This is a genomic window from Pseudomonas sp. FG-3G, from assembly GCF_901007645.1.
Classification (GTDB): domain Bacteria; phylum Pseudomonadota; class Gammaproteobacteria; order Pseudomonadales; family Pseudomonadaceae; genus Aquipseudomonas; species Aquipseudomonas rhizophila.
Genome location: NZ_CAAKGZ010000045.1, coordinates 158,398 through 180,720 on the forward strand (window position 1 = coordinate 158,398; position 22,323 = coordinate 180,720).

The window sequence follows — 22,323 nt, forward strand, 5'->3', positions numbered from 1 at the left end:
GGCACAGGAATACTATGCGCGCCATGCAAATACCTTCTGATCACCCACTGCTGTTACGTATCGTCGACGACCTGGCCGAGCGCGGCTGGTCGCAGCAGAATATCTTCCTGCCGGACGCGCTGACCCGCGCCCTGGCAGCCGAATGTCGCCAGCGCGCCGCCGAAGGCGAACTGGCCCCGGCGGCGGTCGGGCGCGGGCCGTTTTCGGAGATTCGTGAAGGGATTCGGGGTGATCGTATCCAATGGATCGAGCCCGGTCAGGCGCAAGCGTGCGACCGTTACCTGGGCTTGATGGACAGCTTGCGGGAGGCGATCAATCGCGGGTTGTTCCTGGGGCTGGAGGATTTCGAAAGCCACTTCGCGCTGTACCCTCCTGGCGCCTTCTACCTCAAGCACGTCGACCGCTTTCGCGATGACGATCGACGCATAGTGTCGGCGGTGCTTTACCTCAACGATGCCTGGTTGCCGGAGCATGGCGGCCAGTTACGCATGTACCTGGACGATGGCGTGGAGCACGACGTGGTGCCCACCGGCGGTTGTCTGGTGGTGTTCCTGTCGGGGGACATCCCCCATGAAGTCCTGCCGGCGGCGCGAGATCGCCTGTCCTTGACCGGCTGGTTCCGGCGCCGCGGCACCGAGGTGTTCTGAGCATGGAAAAGATCCTCGTCAGCCGCTGCCTGCTCGGACACCGCGTGCGCTACGACGGCGGTGCCAGTGGCCCGTTCGATCAGCTTCAACGTTGGCTCGACGAAGGTCGGGTCGTGCCGCTGTGCCCGGAAGTCGCCGGCGGCTTGCCCACGCCTCGGGCGGCGGCAGAAATTCCCGGTGGGCAAGGTACGCAGGTGCTCGACGGCCAGGCGACGGTAATCACCACCGAGGGTGAAGACGTCAGTGAACAGTTTCTGTCCGGCGCGTATCAAGCGCTGGAGCGGGTGCGCGAACACGCTATCCGTATCGCCGTGCTCAAGGCCAACAGCCCGTCGTGCGGCAATCTGCTGACCTACGACGGCACGTTCAGCGGCGTGAAAGTGCCTGGCGAAGGCGTGACGGCGGCCTTGCTCAAACGTCATGGGGTGCAAGTGTTCAGTGAGTTGGAATTGGCAGAAGCTGCGGCGGCGCTCAGTGCCTTGACCGACGAATAAGCACCGGTAGCGACACTCTCATCGCGGGCAAGCCTTGCTCCCACAAATCCCCTTGCCACAGGGGTTGTGTCATCTAGAGCTGCTCAGCCAGCTGCTCGATCTGTTCCTGGCGTTCCGATTGGCTCAACCGCGCCTGCGGATTAAGCGACGACCATTGCGGGTACGCCCTGGCCTTGTTCAGCGCTTCGGGCAGTTTGCCCTCGCGCCAGGTTTTATCCTGGGGTGTGGCGATGTGGATGCTGTCCATTGCCGCATGGCCGCGCTGGTTGAGGGCTTGCAACAGTTGCCGTTGGCGCAGGGCCAACAGGCGTAGCACACTGTCGTCCACTGTCAGCTCCCGCTGGCCCTTGAGCTTGCCCATCAACCTGTTCCCGTAACTGCGGGCGGTTTGCAGGGCGCCACCGGCAATGGCGCCGGCCAGGGCGGCGGCGCCGAGGGTCAGACCGCCCACCAGCAAATCCACGCCGGCACCGGCCGCTGCGCCCGCCGCGATCCCGCCACCCACACGCACACCTAGCTGTTTGAGGGTGTCAGGATTGAACAGGTCATCGCCCCAGCGGCCGTCGAGTAGAGGCAAATCGCTGGCGGCGGCGTCCTGGGGGCGGAAGGCGTAGAGCTTGAGCAAGGCTTCGACGCAGCGCTGCTCCCGTTGACGCACGGCGTTGCGCAGCTCGCTGATGGCCTGTCGTTCCAGTTCGGCATCGCTGGCTACGCTGCGTCGGCAAGCGGCGCAATCGATCAGCAGTTCGGCGATCAAGCGCTTCGCGCTCTGCTGACGGGCCAAGCGTTGGGCCTGTTGATCGGCGACCAGTCGTTCCAGTTGCCCACGGGCGCTTTCCAGCAACAGGGCGAGGCTTTCATACAGGCGTCGCTCGCCATCCTCGGGCGGGGCGACGCTGTCGAAACGCACCAGGGCGTGCAGCCCCAACCGTGCCAGGGCTTCGCGCCAGTCGGGCTCGCGGTGGCTGGCGCTGCTGACGAAATTCAACACCGGCAGCAGCGGTTTGCCGCAACTGGCGAGCACTTGAAGCTCATCCCGGTACTTGGCCAGCACTGGCTCTCGCGCATCGATCACATAGAGTCCGGCATCGCTGGCGAGCAATTGTCGCAGCACTTTGGCTTCCTGTTCGAAGCGTTGTCGTGCCTCGCTGCCGTCCAGGAATCGCGCCAGGCGTGCCGGCCCGTCCAAGCGCTCACCGGGGCGCTCCAAGCGTTCGAGGTAGTCAAGCAGGGCGATGGCGTCTTCCAGGCCCGGCGTGTCGTACAGCTCCAGCAACGCTTCGCCGTCCACCGACAGGCGCGCGCCCTCGACGTGTCGGGTTGTGCTGGGGCGGTGGGACACTTCGCCGAAGCCGACGTCCCGGGTCAGTGTGCGCAGCAAGGAGGTTTTGCCCACATTGGTGTGGCCAACCACGGCCAGCTTCAGCGGCTTGGTGGGTTCAGTCATGGCCGGTCTCCAGCCAGTTCAAAGGCGCGCAGTCCGCGAAGGGCAATTGCAACTGTTGCAGCGCGTTGTGCCAATCGCCCAGGCGTTCAGCGTCCAGCGCTTGCCCGGGCGGTGCCTGCAACAACCAGATGCGGGTGGCGCCGGCGCTGCGGGCCAGTTCGGCGATCAGCGCCAGGCTGCCACGATCCGGTGAACGTCGTGGGTCGCAGGCAATCGCCAGGCGCGCGGGAGGAAAGCGTGACAATTGTTCGAGGAGTTTGTGGCGCGATTCGCGGCTGTCGAGCACTCCGGCGTTTTTCACCGTGCCTGGCAGTTTCGGTGGCCAAGGCCGGTCGTCCAGTTCGATCGCCACCAGCAGCGCACCGTCGCTTTGCAGCGCGCCAACGTCACTTTCAATTTGATGCAATTGCGCGGGCGCGGCATCGCTGATGCCCAGGCGCTCGCTACTGGGCATTAGCCGCTCCCGCAGTTGGGCATAACCTGGCAGGTTCAAGTCCAGGCGCAGCGTGGCGCGGCCGCGACGCCAGCGCCACAGGCACACCAGCGCCAGACACAGGCGCGGCAACACGCCGTAGACCAGCGTCACGCCCACCAGCCAAGCGGCCCAGGCTTGGCGGGCGCTTTCGATATTCAGCGCGGCGTCGCCACTGGCGCGAATCATCGCTTCGGTTGGCCCGCTCAAACCCAGCAGGGCGGGCAGGGCGCCGAGGGCCTGGGTCATGACGACGAAGGTCTCACCGCCGAGAATGGTGGTTTCCCATACAAAACCGTAGCGCCGGGTGGCCATCAGCATCAGTACGATGACCAGCGCGCTGAGCATCGCCAGCAGCCACAAACCATTGACCAGCGCACCGAGGGCCCAGCGATTGAGCTCGTGCCGTTGCAATAACAGCAGCAGGGCTGGCGCCAGTTGCGCAGCCTTGGCGTCGCGGGCGAGTTTTTCGCTGAGCCACAACCACAGGCGCCCCAGCGCTGCACCTTGCTCACCCGCAAAGATCAGGCCCAGGGCCCAGCCGATAAGCAAGATCAGGTTTAACGCCAACAGGCTGCCCAGGGCCCAGAACACATTGACCGGCGTGTGTCCGTCGCCGAGTGCGGCAAAGCCCAGGCCAGCGCCACTGATGATGGCGAGTACGGCCATTATGATCAGCGCCAGGCGCGCCCCTTGCAGCCAGTGATGCAAGGCCTGGCTGAGGCCGTCGCGCTCGGCCAGCCAGCGGGCGCGGTGACGGATACGGCTGGATAAATCGCCACCCGCCGCGCGGGCCAGGCGATTGGCCTCCTGATCTTCGAGCGGGCCGGCGTGTTCTTCACGCAGACGTACCGTCTCGGTCAACCAGAGGTCGTGCAGTTCTGTCAGAGGCTCAGACACAGGCGCTTCCGTCGCAAATGAGGGTTGAGCATAACCGCTGTGGCCTCTGGTATCCTCGCCGGCATGAAAAAAACACTCCCTTTAAGCCTGATCGCAGCCCTCGGTGAAAACCGTGTGATCGGCGTCGACAACAGCATGCCCTGGCACTTGCCGGGGGACTTTAAATACTTCAAGGCTACCACCTTGGGCAAGCCCATCATCATGGGCCGCAAGACCTGGGACTCCCTGGGGCGGCCGCTGCCGGGGCGCTTGAACATCGTGGTCAGTCGTCAGTCTGGCCTCGTGCTGGAGGGCGCGGAAGTTTTTTCCACGCTGGAGGCAGCGGTGGAACGGGCCGAGGCGTGGGCGGTGCAGCAGGGTGTCGACGAACTGATGTTGATTGGCGGCGCCCAGCTGTACGCCCAGGCCCTGGAGCAGGCGGACCGACTGTACCTGACCCGTGTGGCGCTGAGCCCGGATGGCGATGCCTGGTTTCCGGCGTTCGATTCGAGCCAGTGGAAACAGGTGTCGAACCAGCCGAATCCGGCCGAGGGCGACAAGCCGGCCTACAGCTTTGAGGTGTGGGAAAAGCTGTAAGCCATGTGGGAGCAATCAAGCCTGCACCAACTCCCCATGCTCCTCGGCATCCAGCAAAGCCTTGTCGGTCTGCTGCATCACCTGACTGGTGATCGCCCCGGCAGTGATCGAACCGCTGACGTTCAACGCTGTGCGGCCCATGTCGATCAGTGGCTCGACGGAAATCAGTAGCGCCACCAGTGAAACCGGCAAGCCCATGGCCGGCAGCACGATCAACGCGGCAAATGTCGCGCCACCACCGACACCGGCCACCCCGGCCGAGCTCAAGGTCACGATCGCTACCAGCGTCGCGAGCCACACCGGATCCAGCGGGTTGATGCCCACGGTCGGTGCGACCATCACCGCCAGCATGGCCGGGTAGAGGCCGGCGCAGCCGTTCTGGCCGATGGTGGCGCCGAACGACGCGCTGAAGCTGGCAATGGCCCGTGGAATGCCGAGGCGGCTGGTCTGGGCTTCGATGCTCAGCGGGATGGTCGCGGCGCTGGAACGGCTGGTGAAGGCGAAGGTCAGGACCGGCCATATCTTGCGGAAAAAGCGTAGCGGGTTGATTCCAGCGGCGGACACCAGCAGACCGTGAACCACGAACATCAGGCCCAGCCCCAGGTACGAAACCACCACGAAACTGCCAAGCTTGACGATGTCCTGCACGTTGGAGCCGGCCACCACTTTGGTCATCAGCGCCAGCACGCCGTACGGGGTCAGCTTCATCACCAGCCGCACCAGACGTGTCACCCAGCTTTGCAGGGTGTCGATGGCGTTGACCACTTTCTGACCTTTTTCCACGTCATCCTTGAGCAATTGCAGTGCCGCGACACCCAGGAAGGCCGCGAATATCACCACGCTGATGATCGAGGTCGGCTTGGCCCGGGCCAGGTCGGCAAAGGGGTTCTGCGGAACGAACGAGAGCAGCAACTGCGGGATATTCAGGTCTGCGACCTTGCCGGCATAGTCGCTCTGGATCACCTGCAGGCGTGCGATTTCCTGGCTGCCGGCCACCAGGCCTTCGGCGGTGAGACCGAACAGGTTGGTCAGGCCGATACCGATAAGGGCGGCGATGGCGGTGGTAAACAGCAGTGTGCCGATGGTCAGGAAGCTGATCTTGCCCAGGGATGAGGCGTTATGCAGGCGCGCTACCGCGCTGAGAATTGAAGCGAAAACCAGCGGAATCACGATCATTTGCAGCAACTGCACATAGCCGTTGCCCACCAGGTCAAACCAGCCGATCGAGGTTTTCAACACCGGGTTGCCGGCGCCGTAAATCGTGTGCAGGACGGTGCCGAACACCACGCCCAGCACCAATGCCAGCAGGACTTTTTTGGCCAGGCTCCAGGTGCTGTGACGGGTTTGCGCCAGACCAAACAGCAAGGCGAGGAACACCAGCAGATTGAGGATCAGCGGCAGATTCATCAAAAAAACTCCGATAGGACTTGTGCCAGTCGCCTGAAGCCGCGACTGCGAGGCGGGAAGCCTAACAGCCTGATATCTAATGAATTAATAATAAAAAGGTATGTAGATTGTCGTTTATGGAATAAGGCAATGACGTTTATGGGCATGCCGCTGGCGGTATCAAGACGCAAGCGGTCGCGGGCAGGAGAGAAACGTCACAAGCATTTGTTAGCGTCGAGTTCTTTGAACCTTGGAGAAACGCCGATGAAGCTTGCACCTCACCTTCTCGTTGTCGCCTTGGGCCTGGGTCTCGTTGGCCAGGCGCTCGCCACTGAGCTCAAGCACTGGCCCGCGGAGCAGGCCAAGGCGCTGGACGCGATGATCGCGGCCAACGCCAACAAAGGTAACTACGCGGTGTTCGACATGGACAACACCAGTTACCGCTACGACCTGGAAGAGTCGTTGCTGCCGTTCATGGAGAACAAGGGCCTTATCACCCGCGAAACCCTCGACCCATCCTTGAAGCTGATGCCGTTCAAAGACACGGCCGAACACAAGGAAAGCCTGTTCAGCTACTACTACCGTTTGTGCGAAGTGGACGACATGGTCTGCTACCCCTGGGTCGCCCAGGTGTTTTCCGGCTTTACCCTCAAAGAACTCAAAGGCTACGTTGACGAATTGATGGCTTCTGGCAAGCCGGTCCCGACCACGTATTACGACGGCGACAAGGTGGTCAACTACAACGTCAACCCGCCGAAGATTTTCACCGGTCAGGTCGAGCTGTACAACAAACTGATGGAAAACGGCATCGAGGTCTATGTCATGACCGCGGCTTCGGAAGAATTGGTGCGCATGGTCGCCGCCGATCCGAAGTACGGCTACAACCTCAAGCCGCAGAACATCATCGGCGTGACCACGTTGCTCAAGGATCGCAAGACCGGCGAACTGACCACCGCCCGCAAGCAGATCACCAATGGCAAATATGACGAGAAGGCCAACCTGAGTCTTGAGTACACACCGTATCTGTGGACTCCGGCGACCTGGATGGCCGGCAAGCACGCGGCAATCCTGACGTACATCGACGAATGGAAAAAACCGGTGCTTGTGGCTGGCGACACCCCCAGCAGCGACGGCTACATGCTGTTCCACGATGTGAACGTGGCCAAGGGTGGCATTCACCTGTGGGTCAACCGCAAGGACAAGTACATGGACCAGATCAACGGCATGATGGCCAAGCACGCCGCGGCCCAGGCCAAGGAAGGGCTGCCAGTGACGGCGGACAAGAACTGGGTGATCGTCAAGCCGGAAGATATCCAGTAAACCCTGTGGGAGCGAGCCTGCTCGCGATGACGGCGACACATTCAACATCGATTCCGACTGACACACCGCCTTCGCAAGCAGGCTCGCACAGTTGATCATCGATGGTTTGTTTCACTGCAAAAAAATGCCCCACCTTGAGTGGGGCATTTTTTATTGCTGTTTATGGACGCTTACAACCCGTCGAGCATCGCCTTGTTACGCACCGCGCCCTTGTCGGCGCTGGTGGCGAGCAGGGCATAGGCCTTGAGGGCGGTGGTGACTTTGCGCGGACGCACTTCCACCGGCTTCCAGCCTTTGTTGTCCTGTTCAACACGGCGCCCAGCCAGTTCTTCATCGCTGATCAGCAGGTTGATCGAGCGGTTCGGAATGTCGATCAGGACTTTGTCGCCGTCGCGCACCAGGCCGATGGCGCCGCCAGCAGCGGCTTCCGGTGAAGCGTGGCCGATGGACAGGCCCGAGGTGCCGCCGGAGAAACGGCCATCGGTCAGCAGTGCGCAGTCTTTGCCCAGTCCTTTGGACTTCAGGTAGGACGTGGGGTAAAGCATTTCCTGCATGCCCGGACCACCTTTTGGCCCTTCGTAGCGGATGATCACGATATCGCCGGCCTTCACTTCGTCGGCGAGGATCCCGCGCACGGCGCTGTCCTGGCTTTCGAAAATCTTGGCGTTGCCTTCGAACACATGGATCGATTCGTCGACGCCGGCGGTTTTCACCACGCAGCCATCCAGAGCGATGTTGCCGTACAGCACAGCCAGGCCACCTTCTTTGGAGTACGCGTGCTCGACGCTGCGGATGCAGCCGTTTTCACGGTCATCGTCCAGGGTTTCCCAGCGAGTCGATTGGCTGAACGCCGTTTGCGTTGGAATGCCTGCCGGGCCGGCCTTGAAGAAATGATGCACGGCTTCGTCGGTGGTCTGGGTGATGTCCCACTTGGCGATGGCCTCGGCCATGGTTTTGCTGTGTACGGTCGGCAGGTCGGTGTGCAACAGGCCACCACGGGCCAGGGAGCCGAGGATGCTGAAGATCCCGCCAGCGCGGTGCACGTCTTCCATGTGGTACTTCTGGATGTTCGGCGCGACCTTGCACAGCTGCGGCACGTGACGGGACAGACGGTCGATGTCGCGCAGGTCGAAATCGATCTCGGCTTCCTGGGCGGCGGCCAGCAAATGCAGGATGGTGTTGGTGGAGCCGCCCATGGCGATGTCCAGGGTCATGGCGTTTTCGAACGCCTTGAAGTTGGCGATGTTGCGCGGCAGCACCGACTCGTCATCCTCGCCGTAGTAACGCTTGCACAGCTCGACGATGGTCCGGCCGGCCTGCAGGAACAGCTGTTCGCGATCGCTGTGGGTGGCGAGGGTCGAACCGTTGCCCGGCAGGGCCAGGCCAAGGGCTTCGGTCAGGCAGTTCATCGAGTTGGCGGTGAACATGCCGGAGCACGAACCGCAGGTCGGACAGGCGCTGCGCTCATACTCCGCGACCTTTTCATCGGAAGCGCTGGAGTCGGCGGCGATCACCATGGCGTCGACCAGGTCAAGGCCATGGCTGGCGAGCTTGGTCTTGCCGGCTTCCATCGGGCCGCCGGAAACGAAGATCACCGGGATGTTCAGGCGCAAGGCCGCCATGAGCATGCCGGGGGTGATCTTGTCGCAGTTGGAAATGCACACGATGGCGTCGGCGCAATGGGCATTGACCATGTATTCGACGGAGTCGGCGATGATCTCGCGACTGGGCAGCGAATAAAGCATGCCGTCGTGGCCCATGGCGATACCGTCATCCACGGCAATGGTGTTGAACTCTTTGGCTACGCCACCCGCGCGTTCGATTTCCCGGGCAACCAGTTGACCCAGGTCCTTGAGGTGAACATGGCCTGGCACGAACTGGGTGAAGGAGTTGGCAATGGCGATGATCGGCTTCTTGAAGTCGTCATCCTTCATCCCCGTGGCGCGCCACAACGCACGGGCGCCGGCCATGTTGCGGCCATGGGTGGATGTTTTCGAGCGGTAATCAGGCATGGAGCACTCCGGGCGGCAAATCAGGTACGTATCAGGTATCAATGGGAAGTGAGCTTCTGTTGACGTCTGGAACACCCGGGTTTGGCCGTGTGTCCGGAAGTGGCCGATGACTTTGCAGGATCGCTGCGCGCCTCAGCATGAGCTCATAAACCCGCCGGGGATGAATGGCGATGAATGTCGCGATTCTACACCCCTGGCGTCAGGATGAAATGACGCAAAGCGCTGATCGGGTGCCAATGTCGTGCTCGGGATGACGACTGGCGATGTTCAACCCGTCAACAGCGTCCTGTGACGATGCCGGAGCAGGCCATTGAGTGCCAGCCCCAGGAGGCTGAGCAACATCAGGCATAGAGCCAGGGTGGTTTGCAGGTCCAGCGGAGTGAGGCTGAGCGCAGCGCTGGTCAAACCGCCGACAATGAAGATCAGCACGCTGCCCGCCGAGGCCGATGTACCGGCTTGCTCGGGGAAGATATTCATTGCTCGGGTGTGGGCCGCCGCACGAGCAATGGTCGTTCCGGCGGTGCACACGATCATGGGCAGTAGCAGCGTGGTGACCGACAAGCCCAGATGGCTGGAGAGCCCAAGCATCAACACTCCCGCCGTCAGGATCAGGCACAGCCCCGTGAGGATTTGCGTCTGTGGGTCGATCCGATTGCTCAGCACGGTCGCGACCGCTCCACCGCCGATATAGGCCAGCCCGTAGCCCAGCAACGTCAGCGAAAATGCCTGCGGCGACAGTTGCAGCTGGTCAATGAAAACCAGCGGTGAGATGACGATGAACGAGAAATGGCAGGAAAAAGCCAATGCTGACGTCAGCCAGTAGGCCATGAAGTTGAAGTCACTGCATACCGTCCGGTAGGACGCAATGAAGTCCGGGCGCCTGGGTTGGCTATCCGCTGGCAAAGGCTTGAGTAGAAGACTGGCGCTCAAGAACACACTGACAGCCAGGGCAATGAATACCAGGAAGCTGCCGCGCCAGCCCATCCAGCTTTGCAGTCCGGTGCCGGCCAAGGGTGAAACGGAAATGAAAATGCCACCGCAGGTGACCAGGAAAATCCGTAATCGCTGCTGCTCCTGGCCTGTAAACAGGTCCTGGATCAGTGCCTGAGAGAGCACGAAACAACCGCATCCCACGGCTTGGATGACCCGGAAAAGCAGGAAGGACCAGTAGTCATTGGCAACCACGCACCCGGTCGCGCCAACGGCCGAGACGATGATCCCGATCAGCAGCAGGTTCTTTCGTCCCATGGCGTCGGAAAGCGGGCCGACCAGCAGTTGGGACACTGCGATCCCCACTGCGAACAGGCTGACAGACAGGGCGATATCGGGCGATGGACGCTCAAAGTGTGCGGACAGCGCCGGAAACGAAGGCAGCACCACATCGATGGGGAATACGCCGAGCAAGGTCAGCATCAACAATAAGCCGACAGTGGCCGCTTTGCGTGTGGCGAGATCATGAGTGTCAGCCATCGATAAACCCCGCCTGGAAGAACCTCTGCCGATTGGGGTCGTCATCGAAGAAACCTGCCTGCTGCATGGCTGTGAAGGTCGAGACTGCCCCCGAGCGAACTCGCTGGGCGTGAGCGTCCGGTTGCAGGAGGTTTGCAACGATCTTCAACCCGTCCTGTTCGTCAAAGCCGACGCTGGCGAGGCTACGCGTTAACCAAGGGATGTCGGGCTCGAAGTAAAGGCCGATGATGTCCAGCAGCAGCCTTGCGGCCAGAGCACGCTGGTCAGGGGCCAGGGCGGACCACAGATACTGGAACACCTCGCTGAAATAGCGACTATGGCGTGCCTCGTCCTCGAGATGATTCCTGAGTATCTGGTAAACCGTGGAGACCAAGGTCTCGCGGGTAATGGCCAGCAGCTCCTTGGCGATGATCGTTTCGGAAACGAACCCCAGCAGAAACCACGCCAGAGGGCGATCCGGGGGGCTTGTGGCTTCGATCACGCCCAGCAGGCGGTCGATGCGCCTGGGGAGCGAGCGGTCGCGGATGTCGTACAGGGCGACGATCTGTTCGGCCACTTCATTGGAAAACAGTGCGTGGTAACCCTCGTCGGTGTAGAGCTGCAGGGCGGCGGTTTTCATCTGGCTGGGGATGGGTACGCTCAGTTCGCCATGGACGATGGTTTCCACTGCGCGATTGACCACCCGGTGTTCGAGTAAGGTGGTGTAGTCGAGGAAGTACACCAGGTGATTGGCCGCCAGGCGTTGGGCAATGGCGCGCCCCGCCTTATTGATCAGCGGATGTTCGATATAGGGTATGAAGGCTGGCGCAAACCAGTCCCGACTGGCGAGTTGATGCTCCAGATCGTCGGGTAGGCGGTAGTGGTTTTTGCGCACGCGCACCGCAGCTTTGTTATCCCAGTCGCCCAAGGTGTAGCGCGGCCTCTGAGTGAAGGTCATGATGCAGAGTCCTGGCCATTGACCAGCGCCATCAGCGCCTGGCAGTGGACCTGTCCATCGCCATGACCGCAACCGACAAAAAACAACGGCTGTTCGGGAGTGTCTTCAAGGTCAAGCAGCCGTTCTACCTGACGGTCGCTCAATGCCCCGGTCAGCCAGGTCTTGAGGCCCAGCGCAGTCGCCACCATCAAAAAGGTCTGGGACACGTGGCCCGTTTCGACAAACGCCATTCGATAGGCGCGCGAGTGTTCGTACTTCCACCAGAGCTTGTCGAAGCGCGAAGTGATGAATAGCCCGAATGGCAACGGATTGATGAAGTGCTGTCCGGCTAACAATTGCCCCAGGGGTTCATCCGGAAGTGATCGGATCAGGCTCAAGGCATGTTCGGCCGGGTGGTAGGCGTAGATTCCCGGTTCCAGCCCGGCCACGTGACGCACGTACAGGTAACCTTCGCAGGCATTCAGGCCGCCGCCCGAGGGGCTACTGCGTCGCGCGCCCAGCGTTTCGGGATGACCGGTCTTGTGAGCAAAAGGGCGCTCGTTCAGGTAACCCAGGGTCAGGTAGAGGAGGGTGCTGACCTGCTCGATTGAAATGGCTCGTTCGCTGAATGAGCGAGAGGTGCTTCGACTGACAAGCGTCTGTCCCAGCGAAACGTCCTCGATGTCGACCAGGGAGCAGGGCGTCAAGGCAATCCGGTCAACCGGGCACGGTTTTATGCGGCAGGCCGGCGGCGGTGATGATAGAACCTCTTGGCAATGCTGCAGGTACAGGGTTGCCCATTCATCGACATTTTGGGGAACACTTTCGCAAGGAATATTTTTTGTGCCGATATGAAATATTCTGGATAACTCGTCCCATCGCCATTCGAGGGCTTCCTTGGGTTCTGCAGTCAATATGCCGGCATTCAGGAATTCAATGTCGATGGGGTTGCAAGTGTCGAAGTGTGAAGGGTTGTGAATAAGTTGTGCCAGTCGCGTTGAATAATGCAGATCGAGCTCGAACTGAGTGTGCTGCTCATAGTTCCATACAATCTGGTGCGGCGGGCGCGCAAGTATGAAAACGCACGGATTTATATGCATTAAGGTTTTCCGCTGAGGGGGCGAGCATGGATGGGCTGAGGCGCCGGCACTCCTCAGCTCCACCCTTTACTTACTTAGCGGCCTGTTGGAACAATCAGGCCAGCCAGGTTTGCGATCTTGTTAGCTTCCAGATTGATTGCTTTCATGATACAGCTCCTTTTTTGAATAAGAGGTTTGAATAAATGTTGTTTTTTTCGAGGGTCATCACTTGCGAAGTGACAGTTCAATCATAGTTTTTAATGAGTGCTTGGCAAGCGGATATTGAGTAGGAAAGTTCCAGTAATAATGTGGGATGACTCATACAAAAAGTTATTTTGTAGGCTTTTGCTTAAGCGCTCGGTAACTTTTCACACGTGCAAAAAAAAACGCAGCCAGGGCTGCGTTTAATAAGGGTCAGCAAATGATTCAGCTGTTGGGCAGCAACCGGCAGGTGATGCTCTTGATGTAGCGGGTCTCGGCGATGGCTGGGTGTACCGGATGGTCCGGTCCCTGGCCCCCGCGTTCGAGCAGCTGGATGTTGCGGTCCAGGTGCCGGGCGCTGGTCAGCAGGATGTTTTGCAGGTCGTCTTCGGGCAGGTGCATCGAGCACGAAGCGCTGACCAGGATGCCATCCTTGCTGAGCAGGCGCATGGCCTGTTCGTTGAGGCGGCGATAGGCGCCTTCACCGTTTTTCAGGTCTTTCTTGCGCTTGATGAACGCTGGCGGGTCGGCAACGATGACGTCGAAACGCTCTTCACTGGCCTTGAGTTCTTTCAGGGCTTCGAACACGTCGCCTTCAATGCAGGTCAGCTTTTCGGCAAAGCCATTCAACGCCGCGTTGCGCTCTACGCCATCGAGGGCGAAGGCCGAGGCGTCGACGCAGAATACTTCGCTGGCACCGAACGCCGCGGCCTGCACGCCCCAACCGCCGATGTAGCTGAACAGATCCAGTACGCGCTTGCCCTTGGCATACGGCGCCAGGCGTGCGCGGTTCATGCGGTGGTCGTAGAACCAGCCGGTTTTCTGACCTGCCATGACTGGAGCTTCGAACTTCACGCCGTTCTCTTCCAGGGCGACCCACTCCGGTACGAGGCCGAACACTGTCTCGACGTAGCGGTTCAGGCCTTCGGCATCGCGGGCGGCGGAATCGTTCTTGAACAGGATGCCGCTGGGCTTGAGCACCTGGGTCAGGGCGGCGATCACGTCGTCCTTGTGGGCTTCCATGGTGGCCGAGGCGATCTGCACCACCAGGATGTCGCCGAAACGGTCGACTACAAGGCCAGGCAGCAGGTCGGAGTCGCCGTAAACGAGGCGATAGAACGGCTTGTCGAACAAGCGCTCACGCAACGACAGCGCCACGTTGAGACGATGCACCAGCAGGGATTTGTCCAGCGGCAGTTTCACGTCACGGGACAGCAGGCGGGCGCAGATCAGGTTGTTGGGGCTCATCGCGACGATGCCCAACGGCTTGCCGCCAGCGGCTTCGAGGATGGCCTGGTCGCCGGCCTTGAAGCCGTGCAGCGGGGTAGCGGCTACATCGATTTCGTTGCTGTAGACCCACAGATGGCCGGCGCGCAGGCGACGGTCGGCGTTGGCTTTGAGGCGCAGGCTGGGCAGGGACATGACGTCGCTCCGGAAAAAAGAGCGGGAGTATAGCGTGTTGCGGCCTGTGCGGGGCTTGTGATGGACATGTGGCGCGATTTGTCCGACGGTGTATCGGATCCATCTTTAAGGGTTAGAATCGCCGCCTGACCCAGAGTGTATGCCCATGTCCCAAGAGCTTTCCGCCGAACAGATCCAACAGTCCCTGCAAGGCATCAGTGTGCCGCCCCAGCCGCAGATCATGGTGGATCTGCAGATGGAGCAGTACATGCCTGATCCGGACCTGGAGACCATTGCCAAGCTGATCTCCCATGACCCGGGCCTCTCGGGTGCCTTGCTCAAGATCGTCAATTCGCCGTACTACGGCCTGCGCAACAAGATCACTTCGATCCAGCGCGCGGTGAACCTGCTGGGCAGCCGTTCGATCATCAACCTGATCAACGCGCAGTCGATCAAGGGCGAGCTGCACGATGATGCCATCGTCACCCTCAATCGCTTCTGGGATACGGCCCAGGACGTGGCGATGACCTGCCTGACCCTGGCCAAGCGCGTCGGTCTGGAAAACGGTGATGAAGCCTACGCCTTGGGGCTGTTCCATGATTGCGGCGTGCCGTTGATGCTCAAGCAGTTCCCCAACTACATGAGTGTGCTGGAGCAGGCCTACGCCAATGCCAGCGCCGAGTGCCGGGTGGTGGACACCGAGAACCGCGAATTCAACACCAACCATGCGGTGGTCGGGTACTACACTTCCAAATCCTGGCGCCTGCCGGACCATGTCAGCCAGGCCATCGCCAACCATCACAACGCCCTGGCGATTTTCAGCGATGAGACGTCACGCAACAACAGTCAGCTGAAAAACCTGCTGGCGATCCTGAAAATGTCCGAAAACATCTGCTCATCGCACCGGGTCCTGGGCAATCAGCCGGTCGATCATGAGTGGGCCTGTGTCGGCGCTCTGGTGCTCGATTACATCGGTTTGTCGGAATACGATTTCCAGACCCAGAAGCAGGAAATTCGCGACCTCGCCACGCGCTAAGCATCGAAAACCAGCACCAGGCCTTCGCCTTATTCGAGAACCCCCATGCCAGAACTGCCGGAAGTCGAAACCACCCGCCGCGGAATTGCTCCCCACCTGGAAGGGCAGCGTGTCAGCCGTGTGGTCGTACGCGACCGGCGCTTGCGCTGGCCGATCCCCGAAGACCTTGATGTGCGACTGTCGGGTCAGCGGATCGTGCTGGTGGAGCGGCGGGCCAAGTACCTGCTGATCAACGCCGAAGTCGGCACCTTGATCAGCCACTTGGGCATGTCCGGTAACCTGCGCTTGGTGGAAGTCGGCATGCCTGCCGCCAAACATGAGCATGTGGACATCGAACTGGAATCCGGCCTGGCCTTGCGCTACACCGACCCGCGCCGCTTCGGGGCGATGCTCTGGAGCCTCGACCCGCTCAACCACGAATTGCTGATTCGCCTCGGGCCGGAACCGTTGACCGATCTATTCGATGGCGAGCGTCTGTTCCAGCTTTCCCGAGGACGCTCCATGGCGGTCAAGCCGTTCATCATGGATAACGCGGTGGTGGTGGGGGTGGGCAATATCTATGCGACCGAAGCGCTGTTCGCCGCCGGGATCGACCCACGCCGCGAAGCCGGGGGCATTTCCCGGGCGCGCTATCTGAAACTGGCGATCGAGATCAAACGCATCCTTGCCCATGCCATCGAGCGCGGCGGTACGACGCTACGTGATTTCATCGGGGGAGACGGCCAGCCGGGTTACTTCCAGCAGGAACTCTTCGTGTATGGCCGGGGCGGCGAGTCATGTAAGGTCTGCGGTACGGGGCTGCGGGAGATTCGCCTGGGCCAGCGCGCCAGCGTCTGGTGCCCACGCTGTCAGAGCTGATCCGTCCTGCGGTCTATAGTCCTATAGTCAGTTGTCATGCTGCCTAGCCGAAGGATCGCCCGATGAATCTGCTCCGACCTGTCGTTCTCGCGCTGCTGTTGTGTCTCGGTTCGCCTGCCCAGGCGAACAGCGGCAGCGGCGACCCGCGCTACACCATCCAGAATCCGCCGGCCTACGCCATGATCGGCGACCTGCTGATCGCCCGTCCGCTGCTGCTCGCCGCCACCGTGATCGGTGCCGGGGCATTTGTGGTGTCGTTACCCTTTACGGCGTTGGGCGGTGGCGTCGGCGATGCGGGGAAGGCGTTGGTGGTGGACCCGGCGAAGGCGACATTTGTGCGGTGCCTGGGGTGTGTTGGGGAGGGGTTTGAGCAGGAGTGATGTCGCTGTGGCTGCGGGCCTCATCGCGAGCAGGCTCGCTCCCACAAGGGATTTTGCTTAAGACATGAATGGTGTCGCCACCACAGAACCCTGTGGGAGCGAGCCTGCTCGCGATGAGGCCGGCACAGGCCCTACAAAACTACCTGGCTCAAACCTTGCCAGTAATCTTGCGATATTTCGCCATCAACTGTTCTTCCGTTTCCGGATGGGCCTCGTCCAGCGGAATGCAATCTACCGGGCAGACCTGTTGGCACTGAGGTTCGTCGTAATGGCCGACGCACTGGGTGCACAGGTTCGGGTCGATGACGTAGATCTCTTCGCCTTGGGAGATGGCCTCGTTCGGGCACTCGGGTTCGCAGACGTCGCAATTGATGCAGTCGTCGGTGATGATCAGGGACATGCAGGCTCCTGCCGGGGCGTTGGGCCCGGGCATCTGAAAAACGTATGTGCGCAATTGTGCCGCATTGGCGAGCGCAGTGCACGCGGGCGCGATGGACTGCGCTGTGCTGGCTGCGAAGTGGACCGCAGCCAGCGGGTTATTTCTTGAAGCGCAGGGTCAACGCATCGGCCACGGCCGGGTGGACGAACTTGGTGATATCGCCGCCCAACGCCGCAATTTCGCGCACCAGGGTCGAGGAAATGAAGGAGTAGCGCTCCGACGGCGTCAGGAACAGGCTTTCGACGTCCGGCGCCAACTGGCGGTTCATGTTGGCCAGTTGGAACTCGTATTCGAAGTCCGAGACCGCACGCAGGCCACGCAGGAACACATTGGCGTTCTTTTCCTTGGCAAAGTGCGCCAGCAGCGTCGAGAAGCCGACCACTTCCACATTGGGCAGATGTTTGGTGACCTCGCGGGCCAGCTCCACACGTTGCTCCAGCGGGAACAGCGGGTTTTTCTTCGGGCTGGCGGCGACGGCGATGATCACATGGTCGAACAGGCGCGAGGCGCGTTCGACCAGATCGCCATGGCCCTTGGTAATAGGGTCGAAGGTACCTGGGTACAACACTCGGTTCATCGCGTCGTCCTGGCGGGTGTCCGTTGGGGAGTCGGATGGTATCGCAGCCTACTCGGTCGGCCAAGTCGGCTGTAAGGTAAGTAAGCACTATAGACAGTGCGAATAATCCGCCAACTCATGGGTTTTTCAAGCGATCGGCCAGGGATGTGGCCAATTGTGCCGTCAGCCCATACACCGATAATTGCGGATTGGCGCCAATGCTGGTGGGGAACAGCGAGCCGTCATGGATGGAAAGATTACTCAATTGATGATGTCGCCCAAGGCTGTCGGTGACGGCGCTTTTCGGATCTTCGCCCATGGCGCAACCACCCATCACATGGGCGCTGCCCAGGCGCGTGCGGTACAAGGTCAGGTCCAGGTCGTCGATCAGCGTACGGGCCTGGGCCAGGGTTTTCACGTAACGGGCGTCGCTGTGCATCGGCATGACCGCCCTGGCGCCGCCGGCAAACTGAATCTCGGCCATGCTGTGAAACGCCCGGCGCAAACCGTCCCAGGCGTAGGGTGACACCGCGTAGTCGAGCACAGGTGTGCCGTCGCTGCGCAACTGAACGTTGCCGCCGCTGCTGTCGGGGTGAAAACCATCGCGCAACAGCGCCAGCATGGCGTGGGTGTGGGGCAGTTGCGCCATATGCTCGGCGTTCTCGCTGCCAAACCCGCCCAGTAGCGCGGCGGCGAGGGCCGGGTGCAGGGGCGGAACTTCCAGTTTGTAGGACATCTTGCCGGTGGCGCCGTCCTGCCACTGGAAATGATCTGAATAAATCGATTGTGGTGCGCCGTAGAACGGATTGATCACCTCGTCGAATTGCCCGGCCGACATGTTCACCAGGTGCAGGAAGGTGCGTTTACCCAGGCGTCCGTGCGGGTCGGGCGCTTCGGAGCGCAACAGCAAGGCCGGACTGTTGATGCTGCCGCCGGCCAGTACGTAGTGCCGCGCCTTGACCGTGACGTGCCGTCCTGTCGGTGCCACACAACGTTCGTCCATGGCCAGGCATTCGAGGCCGACAACCGCAGCGTTTTTGATCATCAGCCGTTCGGCCCGTGCCAGGTAAAGCAGCGCGCCGCCCTTGTCCAGCGTGGCCGGAATGGTGGTGACCAGCATCGACTGCTTGGCGTTGGTCGGGCAGCCCATGCCGCAATAACCAAGGTTCCAGCAACCGCGCACATTGCGCGGGATGACGTGCCAGCTATAGCCCAGTTGTTCACAGCCTTTGCGGATCACGTCGTTGTTGGCATTGGGCGGAACCGACCAGGGTGCTACTCCCAGGCGCTGTTCCATTTTTTCGAACCAGGGCGCCATTTCCTCGGGGCTGTGGCCCTTGACGTTGTGCTCGGTGGCCCAGTGATCCAGGGTCTGATCGGGCGTGCGGAAACAGGAGGTCCAGTTGATCAATGTCGTGCCACCCACCGCGCGACCCTGAAGAATGGTGATGGCGCCGTCCTTGCTCATGCGTCCGAGGCCTTCTTGGTAAAGGCTGGTGTAGGCCTGGTCCTCGAGCAGCTTGAAGTCATGGCTGGTCTTGAGGGGGCCCTCCTCGATCAACACCACCTTGTAGCCGGCGGCGCTGAGAATTTCTGCCGTGGTGCCCCCGCCGGCGCCGCTGCCGATGATCGCAACGTCCGCTTCCAGGGTCAGGTCCTGGGTCAACTGCGCACCGTTGTAGGTGGTCCAGCCGCGGGCAAGACCTTCGCGGAAGAGATCGGGTACGGGCATGTTGGTGCTCTCTTATTGTTATGAGTATGTGATGCCCCCCTGTGGGAGCGAGCCTGCTCGCGATGGCGTCGGATCAGCTGCATCTGTATTGACTGACATACCGCCATCGCGAGCAGGCTCGCTCCCACAGGGTTTGGATGTGACTGTTAAACCGTTGGCGGTCCCGGGTATCCACAATGCGCCCAGGCCTCGGCCTGGCTGTACCACGCCATCATGACCATTTGCAGCAACGAACTGTGCCCCTGGCGAAGCAGGTCCAGCGAGCTGTTTTCCCACCGACCGAGAAATTTCTGGATGTCATCGACGCTGGCGTTTTCCCAGGAGCCCCAGATTCCGGTCAGTGGCCCACGGGTAACGCCCAGCGTGAGCACGTCGAATAACTGGTGCGTGAGCTTGAGCATGGATGGGGACAGATGAGCCAGGGTGGTGTCCAGGCTTTGCAAGGTCGCTTCAGCGGCGCCAGGAAGCTTTTCAGCGACCAAGGAGCCGTCCAGCATTACGGGAATGACGGCGCGCAAAAACGGCAGGTCGTTGTCACGCAAGGCTACAAAACCGCTGGCCGAGCGGCTGGGGCCGCAACCGCTCAGGCTGGCACCCAGCCCGACGGTGACCAGGAAGGCGCTGGCGCCGAGGCTGAACTGCAACAGGCCGCGTCGTGAGAGGGCAGGTGTATCGGTCAGGCTTGGATTCATTATTGTTATTACCCGGAAAGACTGCTGCTAACGGACAAACAACTTCTGGATCAGTTTCTGGAGTGGCTTGCCGTAAGGTGGATAAATCAGCTTCGCCGCGTTGAACCGCTGTTTGCTCAGCACGGCCTTGGCCTTGCTGAACGTCAGGAAGCCTTCGTGACCGTGGTAGTGCCCCATCCCCGAGGCGCCAATGCCGCCGAAGGGCAGGTCGTCCTGGGCGACGTGCAGCAGCGTATCGTTCAGGCAAACGCCACCGGAATGGGTCTCGTTGAGCACGCGATGATGCTCGGCCTTGTTGTAGCCAAAGTAGTAGAGCGCCAGCGGGCGAGGCCGCTGATTGATGTAGGCAAATGCCTGGTCCAGGTCCTGATAAGGCACGATGGGCAGCAGCGGGCCGAAGATTTCGTCCTGCATGACGGTCATGTCATCGCTGACGTTGAGCAACAGGCTGTGGGCCATGCGTCGCCCCTGACCTCGATCGAACAACTCGATCAGCAATGCGCCCTTGCTGGTGGCATCGCTTATGTAGCCGTTGAGTCGCGCCAATTGTCGTTCGTTGATGATCGCGGTGTAGTCCGGATTGTCAGTCAGGGTCGGATAAAACCCGCGAACCGCTTCGCGATACGCTTCAACGAATTCGCCGACACGGTTCTGCGGCACCAGTACGTAGTCCGGTGCGACACAGGTTTGTCCGGCATTCAGGGTTTTGCCAAATGCAATGCGCTCGGCGGCGTGTTTGACGGGCACGTCCGCGGATACGATGGCGGGCGATTTGCCTCCCAGTTCGAGCGTGACCGGGGTCAGGTTCTCGGCGGCGGCGCGCATCACGTGCTTGCCAATGCTGGTGGCGCCGGTGAACAGCAAGTGGTCGAAGGGCAACCTGGAAAACGCCATGCCGACCTCGGCCTCGCCGAGCACCACGCACACCAGATCCTGAGGGAAAATGCGCGCCAGCAGTTGTTTGAGCAGCAACCCGGTGGCAGGGGTCGATTCGCTCAGCTTGAGCATCACCCTGTTACCCGCCGACAATGCCCCCACCAGCGGCCCGATAGCCAGGAACAGCGGGTAGTTCCAAGGCACGATGACCCCGACCACGCCCAGCGGTTGGTACACCACTTTGGCTGACGCCGGCTGGAAGGCCACGCCTACCTTGCGCCGGGAAGGTTTCATCCAGCCCTTGAGGTGTCGGCTGGCGTAATGGATGCCGTGCAGGCTCGGCATGAGCTCGGCCAGCAGCGTTTCGTCCGCGCTGCGGTGGCTGAAGTCCTGGCTGATAGCGTCGATCAGTGCTTGTCGCTCGTTGCTCAGTAACTCGCGCAACGCCTTGAGCCATTGCCGCCGCTGCTCGGCAGGTGGCATGGGGTGGGCGGCATAGGCCTGGCGCTGGGTGTCGAAAAGCGCTTGCAGTTCGCCCAGGTGCTGTTGAGATTCGCGCAGGTAAGCAACGTCGGCAGGCATGGGCGGGCACCGATAGTATTAGAGTGAGTGTTTTCTAGAGCTTGTGCTCTAAAAAGTCAACCGACATCCGTGACGCCTTTGGGTTTGTCCCGTGACCGATAGGTCGTAAGATGCCGTTCAATGCTTTCGTCGAATTAAAGCTCAAGCCATGGCCATACGAATAAAAACCAGCGAGCGCATCGTGCAGAACAGCCTTGAGCTGTTCAATCAGCAGGGTGAGCGCAGCGTCAGCACCAACCATATCGCCGCCCACATGGACATGTCCCCGGGCAATCTCTACTACCACTTCCCCAACAAGCAGGCGATCATCGCCGTATTGTTCAGTGAATACGAAAACCTGGTGGACAGTTTCCTGCGTCCGCCCCAAGGCCGTGCGGCTACTGTCGAGGACAAGCGCTTCTATCTGCAGGAGTTGCTCTCGGCGATGTGGCGCTACCGCTTCCTGCACCGAGACCTGGAGCATCTGCTCGACAGCGACCCGGACCTTGCCGCGCGCTATCGTCGGTTTTCCCAGCGTAGTCTGATTCACGGCACCGCTATCTACGAGGGCTTTGTGGCCGCCGGTATCCTGAAAATGGACCGGGTGCAAATCGAATCCCTCACCCTCAATGCCTGGATCATCCTCACGTCCTGGGTCCGTTTCCTCTGCACCACACGGGAAAATTCTAACCATTTGAGCGAGCAGGCCATCAAGCGTGGGGTCTATCAAGTGCTGGTGCTGGAGGCCGGTTTCGTGACTGAGCAGGCCCGCGAAGCGGTGGATGCGCTGTTCAAGGAGTTCTATGTCCCCCTGGCCCAGACCCTGGAAGAAGGGGCGTAAGATTCAAATTCGATCGAGCCACAGGAGCCCG

At 60.9% G+C, this 22,323-nt stretch carries 21 protein-coding genes; 8 read left to right on the plus strand and 13 right to left on the minus strand.

Annotated features, from left to right (window positions below):
- Positions 1-14 precede the first annotated feature (14 nt).
- Entirely contained in the window at positions 15-647 is a 633-nt protein-coding gene (locus PSEUDOMOFG3G_RS26630; protein WP_139048925.1) for a 2OG-Fe(II) oxygenase, read from the plus strand.
- 2 nt (positions 648-649) lie between these two features.
- A complete protein-coding gene (locus PSEUDOMOFG3G_RS26635) occupies positions 650-1,141 on the plus strand; it encodes a DUF523 domain-containing protein (RefSeq protein WP_139048926.1) in 492 nt (163 codons plus the stop codon).
- 73 nt (positions 1,142-1,214) lie between these two features.
- On the opposite strand, the gene PSEUDOMOFG3G_RS26640 is transcribed toward PSEUDOMOFG3G_RS26635, so the two are convergent.
- Positions 1,215-2,588 (minus strand): GTPase/DUF3482 domain-containing protein, encoded by a 1,374-nt coding sequence (locus PSEUDOMOFG3G_RS26640; RefSeq protein WP_139048927.1) that lies wholly within the window; start codon positions 2,586-2,588, stop codon positions 1,215-1,217.
- Complete coding sequence (locus PSEUDOMOFG3G_RS26645; protein WP_139049041.1) at positions 2,581-3,948, minus strand: DUF2868 domain-containing protein; 1,368 nt, start codon at positions 3,946-3,948, stop codon at positions 2,581-2,583. The genes PSEUDOMOFG3G_RS26640 and PSEUDOMOFG3G_RS26645 overlap by 8 nt, the downstream gene beginning before the upstream one ends.
- Positions 3,949-4,023: 75 nt before the next feature.
- Here PSEUDOMOFG3G_RS26645 and PSEUDOMOFG3G_RS26650 point away from each other — a divergent pair, with 75 nt between their 5' ends.
- Positions 4,024-4,536 carry a dihydrofolate reductase gene (locus PSEUDOMOFG3G_RS26650; RefSeq protein WP_139048928.1) on the plus strand — a complete coding sequence of 171 codons (513 nt, stop codon included), beginning with the start codon at positions 4,024-4,026 and terminating at the stop codon, positions 4,534-4,536.
- 15 nt (positions 4,537-4,551) lie between these two features.
- Here PSEUDOMOFG3G_RS26650 and PSEUDOMOFG3G_RS26655 read toward each other — a convergent pair whose 3' ends face one another.
- Positions 4,552-5,943, minus strand: coding sequence for an L-cystine transporter (locus tag PSEUDOMOFG3G_RS26655; protein WP_139048929.1), 1,392 nt, complete (start codon positions 5,941-5,943; stop codon positions 4,552-4,554).
- Positions 5,944-6,186: 243 nt separating this feature from the next.
- Here PSEUDOMOFG3G_RS26655 and PSEUDOMOFG3G_RS26660 point away from each other — a divergent pair, with 243 nt between their 5' ends.
- On the plus strand, positions 6,187-7,242 hold the full coding sequence (locus PSEUDOMOFG3G_RS26660; RefSeq protein ID WP_092452705.1) for a phosphorylcholine phosphatase: 1,056 nt from the start codon (positions 6,187-6,189) through the stop codon (positions 7,240-7,242).
- A gap of 170 nt (positions 7,243-7,412) precedes the next feature.
- On the opposite strand, the gene ilvD is transcribed toward PSEUDOMOFG3G_RS26660, so the two are convergent.
- From ilvD to PSEUDOMOFG3G_RS26685, 5 genes are all read right to left on the minus strand, one after another.
- Positions 7,413-9,254, minus strand: coding sequence for a dihydroxy-acid dehydratase (gene ilvD / locus PSEUDOMOFG3G_RS26665; RefSeq protein ID WP_047226039.1), 1,842 nt, complete (start codon positions 9,252-9,254; stop codon positions 7,413-7,415).
- Between the two features lie 267 nt (positions 9,255-9,521).
- Positions 9,522-10,724: an MFS transporter gene (locus PSEUDOMOFG3G_RS26670; RefSeq protein ID WP_139048930.1), complete on the minus strand. Its 1,203-nt coding sequence runs from the start codon at positions 10,722-10,724 to the stop codon at positions 9,522-9,524.
- A complete protein-coding gene (locus tag PSEUDOMOFG3G_RS26675; RefSeq protein ID WP_139048931.1) occupies positions 10,717-11,661 on the minus strand; it encodes a diiron oxygenase in 945 nt (314 codons plus the stop codon). The genes PSEUDOMOFG3G_RS26670 and PSEUDOMOFG3G_RS26675 overlap by 8 nt, the downstream gene beginning before the upstream one ends.
- Positions 11,658-12,740 carry a SagB family peptide dehydrogenase gene (locus tag PSEUDOMOFG3G_RS26680; protein ID WP_139049042.1) on the minus strand — a complete coding sequence of 361 codons (1,083 nt, stop codon included), beginning with the start codon at positions 12,738-12,740 and terminating at the stop codon, positions 11,658-11,660. The genes PSEUDOMOFG3G_RS26675 and PSEUDOMOFG3G_RS26680 overlap by 4 nt, the downstream gene beginning before the upstream one ends.
- Positions 12,741-13,145: 405 nt before the next feature.
- Positions 13,146-14,342 (minus strand): class I SAM-dependent rRNA methyltransferase, encoded by a 1,197-nt coding sequence (locus PSEUDOMOFG3G_RS26685; protein WP_047226035.1) that lies wholly within the window; start codon positions 14,340-14,342, stop codon positions 13,146-13,148.
- 199 nt (positions 14,343-14,541) lie between these two features.
- Here PSEUDOMOFG3G_RS26685 and PSEUDOMOFG3G_RS26690 point away from each other — a divergent pair, with 199 nt between their 5' ends.
- The 3 genes from PSEUDOMOFG3G_RS26690 to PSEUDOMOFG3G_RS26700 all read left to right on the plus strand — a co-directional run bounded on the left by PSEUDOMOFG3G_RS26690 (position 14,542) and on the right by PSEUDOMOFG3G_RS26700 (position 16,595).
- Complete coding sequence (locus tag PSEUDOMOFG3G_RS26690; protein WP_171061309.1) at positions 14,542-15,357, plus strand: HDOD domain-containing protein; 816 nt, start codon at positions 14,542-14,544, stop codon at positions 15,355-15,357.
- Positions 15,358-15,402: 45 nt separating this feature from the next.
- Complete coding sequence (gene mutM / locus PSEUDOMOFG3G_RS26695) at positions 15,403-16,215, plus strand: bifunctional DNA-formamidopyrimidine glycosylase/DNA-(apurinic or apyrimidinic site) lyase (protein ID WP_047226033.1); 813 nt, start codon at positions 15,403-15,405, stop codon at positions 16,213-16,215.
- A 62-nt stretch (positions 16,216-16,277) separates the two neighbouring features.
- Positions 16,278-16,595 (plus strand): multidrug transporter, encoded by a 318-nt coding sequence (locus tag PSEUDOMOFG3G_RS26700; RefSeq protein WP_139048932.1) that lies wholly within the window; start codon positions 16,278-16,280, stop codon positions 16,593-16,595.
- A gap of 148 nt (positions 16,596-16,743) precedes the next feature.
- Here the strand turns inward: PSEUDOMOFG3G_RS26700 and PSEUDOMOFG3G_RS26705 are convergent, their stop codons facing one another.
- From PSEUDOMOFG3G_RS26705 to PSEUDOMOFG3G_RS26725, 5 genes are all read right to left on the minus strand, one after another.
- Entirely contained in the window at positions 16,744-16,995 is a 252-nt protein-coding gene (locus PSEUDOMOFG3G_RS26705) for a YfhL family 4Fe-4S dicluster ferredoxin (protein WP_047226031.1), read from the minus strand.
- A gap of 136 nt (positions 16,996-17,131) precedes the next feature.
- Positions 17,132-17,611, minus strand: coding sequence for a pantetheine-phosphate adenylyltransferase (gene coaD / locus PSEUDOMOFG3G_RS26710; protein WP_007897855.1), 480 nt, complete (start codon positions 17,609-17,611; stop codon positions 17,132-17,134).
- 115 nt (positions 17,612-17,726) lie between these two features.
- Entirely contained in the window at positions 17,727-19,322 is a 1,596-nt protein-coding gene (locus PSEUDOMOFG3G_RS26715; protein WP_139048933.1) for a GMC family oxidoreductase, read from the minus strand.
- Between the two features lie 146 nt (positions 19,323-19,468).
- Entirely contained in the window at positions 19,469-20,014 is a 546-nt protein-coding gene (locus PSEUDOMOFG3G_RS26720; RefSeq protein WP_139048934.1) for a twin-arginine translocation pathway signal protein, read from the minus strand.
- Positions 20,015-20,041: 27 nt separating this feature from the next.
- Positions 20,042-21,472: a coniferyl aldehyde dehydrogenase gene (locus PSEUDOMOFG3G_RS26725; protein ID WP_139048935.1), complete on the minus strand. Its 1,431-nt coding sequence runs from the start codon at positions 21,470-21,472 to the stop codon at positions 20,042-20,044.
- A gap of 148 nt (positions 21,473-21,620) precedes the next feature.
- Between PSEUDOMOFG3G_RS26725 and PSEUDOMOFG3G_RS26730 the strand changes: the two genes are divergently transcribed.
- Positions 21,621-22,292 carry a TetR/AcrR family transcriptional regulator gene (locus PSEUDOMOFG3G_RS26730; RefSeq protein ID WP_047226027.1) on the plus strand — a complete coding sequence of 224 codons (672 nt, stop codon included), beginning with the start codon at positions 21,621-21,623 and terminating at the stop codon, positions 22,290-22,292.
- Positions 22,293-22,323 lie beyond the last annotated feature (31 nt).

Excerpts from the sequence above, each read along its gene's own strand:
- PSEUDOMOFG3G_RS26630 (WP_139048925.1), top strand. The coding sequence starts at position 15 with ATGCGCGCCATGCAAATACCTTCTGATCACCCACTGCTGTTACGTATC.
- PSEUDOMOFG3G_RS26635 (WP_139048926.1), top strand. The coding sequence starts at position 650 with ATGGAAAAGATCCTCGTCAGCCGCTGCCTGCTCGGACACCGCGTGCGC.
- PSEUDOMOFG3G_RS26640 (WP_139048927.1), bottom strand. The coding sequence starts at position 2,588 with ATGACTGAACCCACCAAGCCGCTGAAGCTGGCCGTGGTTGGCCACACC.
- PSEUDOMOFG3G_RS26650 (WP_139048928.1), top strand. The coding sequence starts at position 4,024 with ATGAAAAAAACACTCCCTTTAAGCCTGATCGCAGCCCTCGGTGAAAAC.
- PSEUDOMOFG3G_RS26655 (WP_139048929.1), bottom strand. The coding sequence starts at position 5,943 with ATGAATCTGCCGCTGATCCTCAATCTGCTGGTGTTCCTCGCCTTGCTG.
- PSEUDOMOFG3G_RS26660 (WP_092452705.1), top strand. The coding sequence starts at position 6,187 with ATGAAGCTTGCACCTCACCTTCTCGTTGTCGCCTTGGGCCTGGGTCTC.
- ilvD (WP_047226039.1), bottom strand. The coding sequence starts at position 9,254 with ATGCCTGATTACCGCTCGAAAACATCCACCCATGGCCGCAACATGGCC.
- PSEUDOMOFG3G_RS26670 (WP_139048930.1), bottom strand. The coding sequence starts at position 10,724 with ATGGCTGACACTCATGATCTCGCCACACGCAAAGCGGCCACTGTCGGC.
- PSEUDOMOFG3G_RS26675 (WP_139048931.1), bottom strand. The coding sequence starts at position 11,661 with ATGACCTTCACTCAGAGGCCGCGCTACACCTTGGGCGACTGGGATAAC.
- PSEUDOMOFG3G_RS26680 (WP_139049042.1), bottom strand. The coding sequence starts at position 12,740 with ATGCATATAAATCCGTGCGTTTTCATACTTGCGCGCCCGCCGCACCAG.
- PSEUDOMOFG3G_RS26685 (WP_047226035.1), bottom strand. The coding sequence starts at position 14,342 with ATGTCCCTGCCCAGCCTGCGCCTCAAAGCCAACGCCGACCGTCGCCTG.
- mutM (WP_047226033.1), top strand. The coding sequence starts at position 15,403 with ATGCCAGAACTGCCGGAAGTCGAAACCACCCGCCGCGGAATTGCTCCC.
- PSEUDOMOFG3G_RS26700 (WP_139048932.1), top strand. The coding sequence starts at position 16,278 with ATGAATCTGCTCCGACCTGTCGTTCTCGCGCTGCTGTTGTGTCTCGGT.
- PSEUDOMOFG3G_RS26705 (WP_047226031.1), bottom strand. The coding sequence starts at position 16,995 with ATGTCCCTGATCATCACCGACGACTGCATCAATTGCGACGTCTGCGAA.
- coaD (WP_007897855.1), bottom strand. The coding sequence starts at position 17,611 with ATGAACCGAGTGTTGTACCCAGGTACCTTCGACCCTATTACCAAGGGC.
- PSEUDOMOFG3G_RS26715 (WP_139048933.1), bottom strand. The coding sequence starts at position 19,322 with ATGCCCGTACCCGATCTCTTCCGCGAAGGTCTTGCCCGCGGCTGGACC.
- PSEUDOMOFG3G_RS26720 (WP_139048934.1), bottom strand. The coding sequence starts at position 20,014 with ATGAATCCAAGCCTGACCGATACACCTGCCCTCTCACGACGCGGCCTG.
- PSEUDOMOFG3G_RS26725 (WP_139048935.1), bottom strand. The coding sequence starts at position 21,472 with ATGCCTGCCGACGTTGCTTACCTGCGCGAATCTCAACAGCACCTGGGC.
- PSEUDOMOFG3G_RS26730 (WP_047226027.1), top strand. The coding sequence starts at position 21,621 with ATGGCCATACGAATAAAAACCAGCGAGCGCATCGTGCAGAACAGCCTT.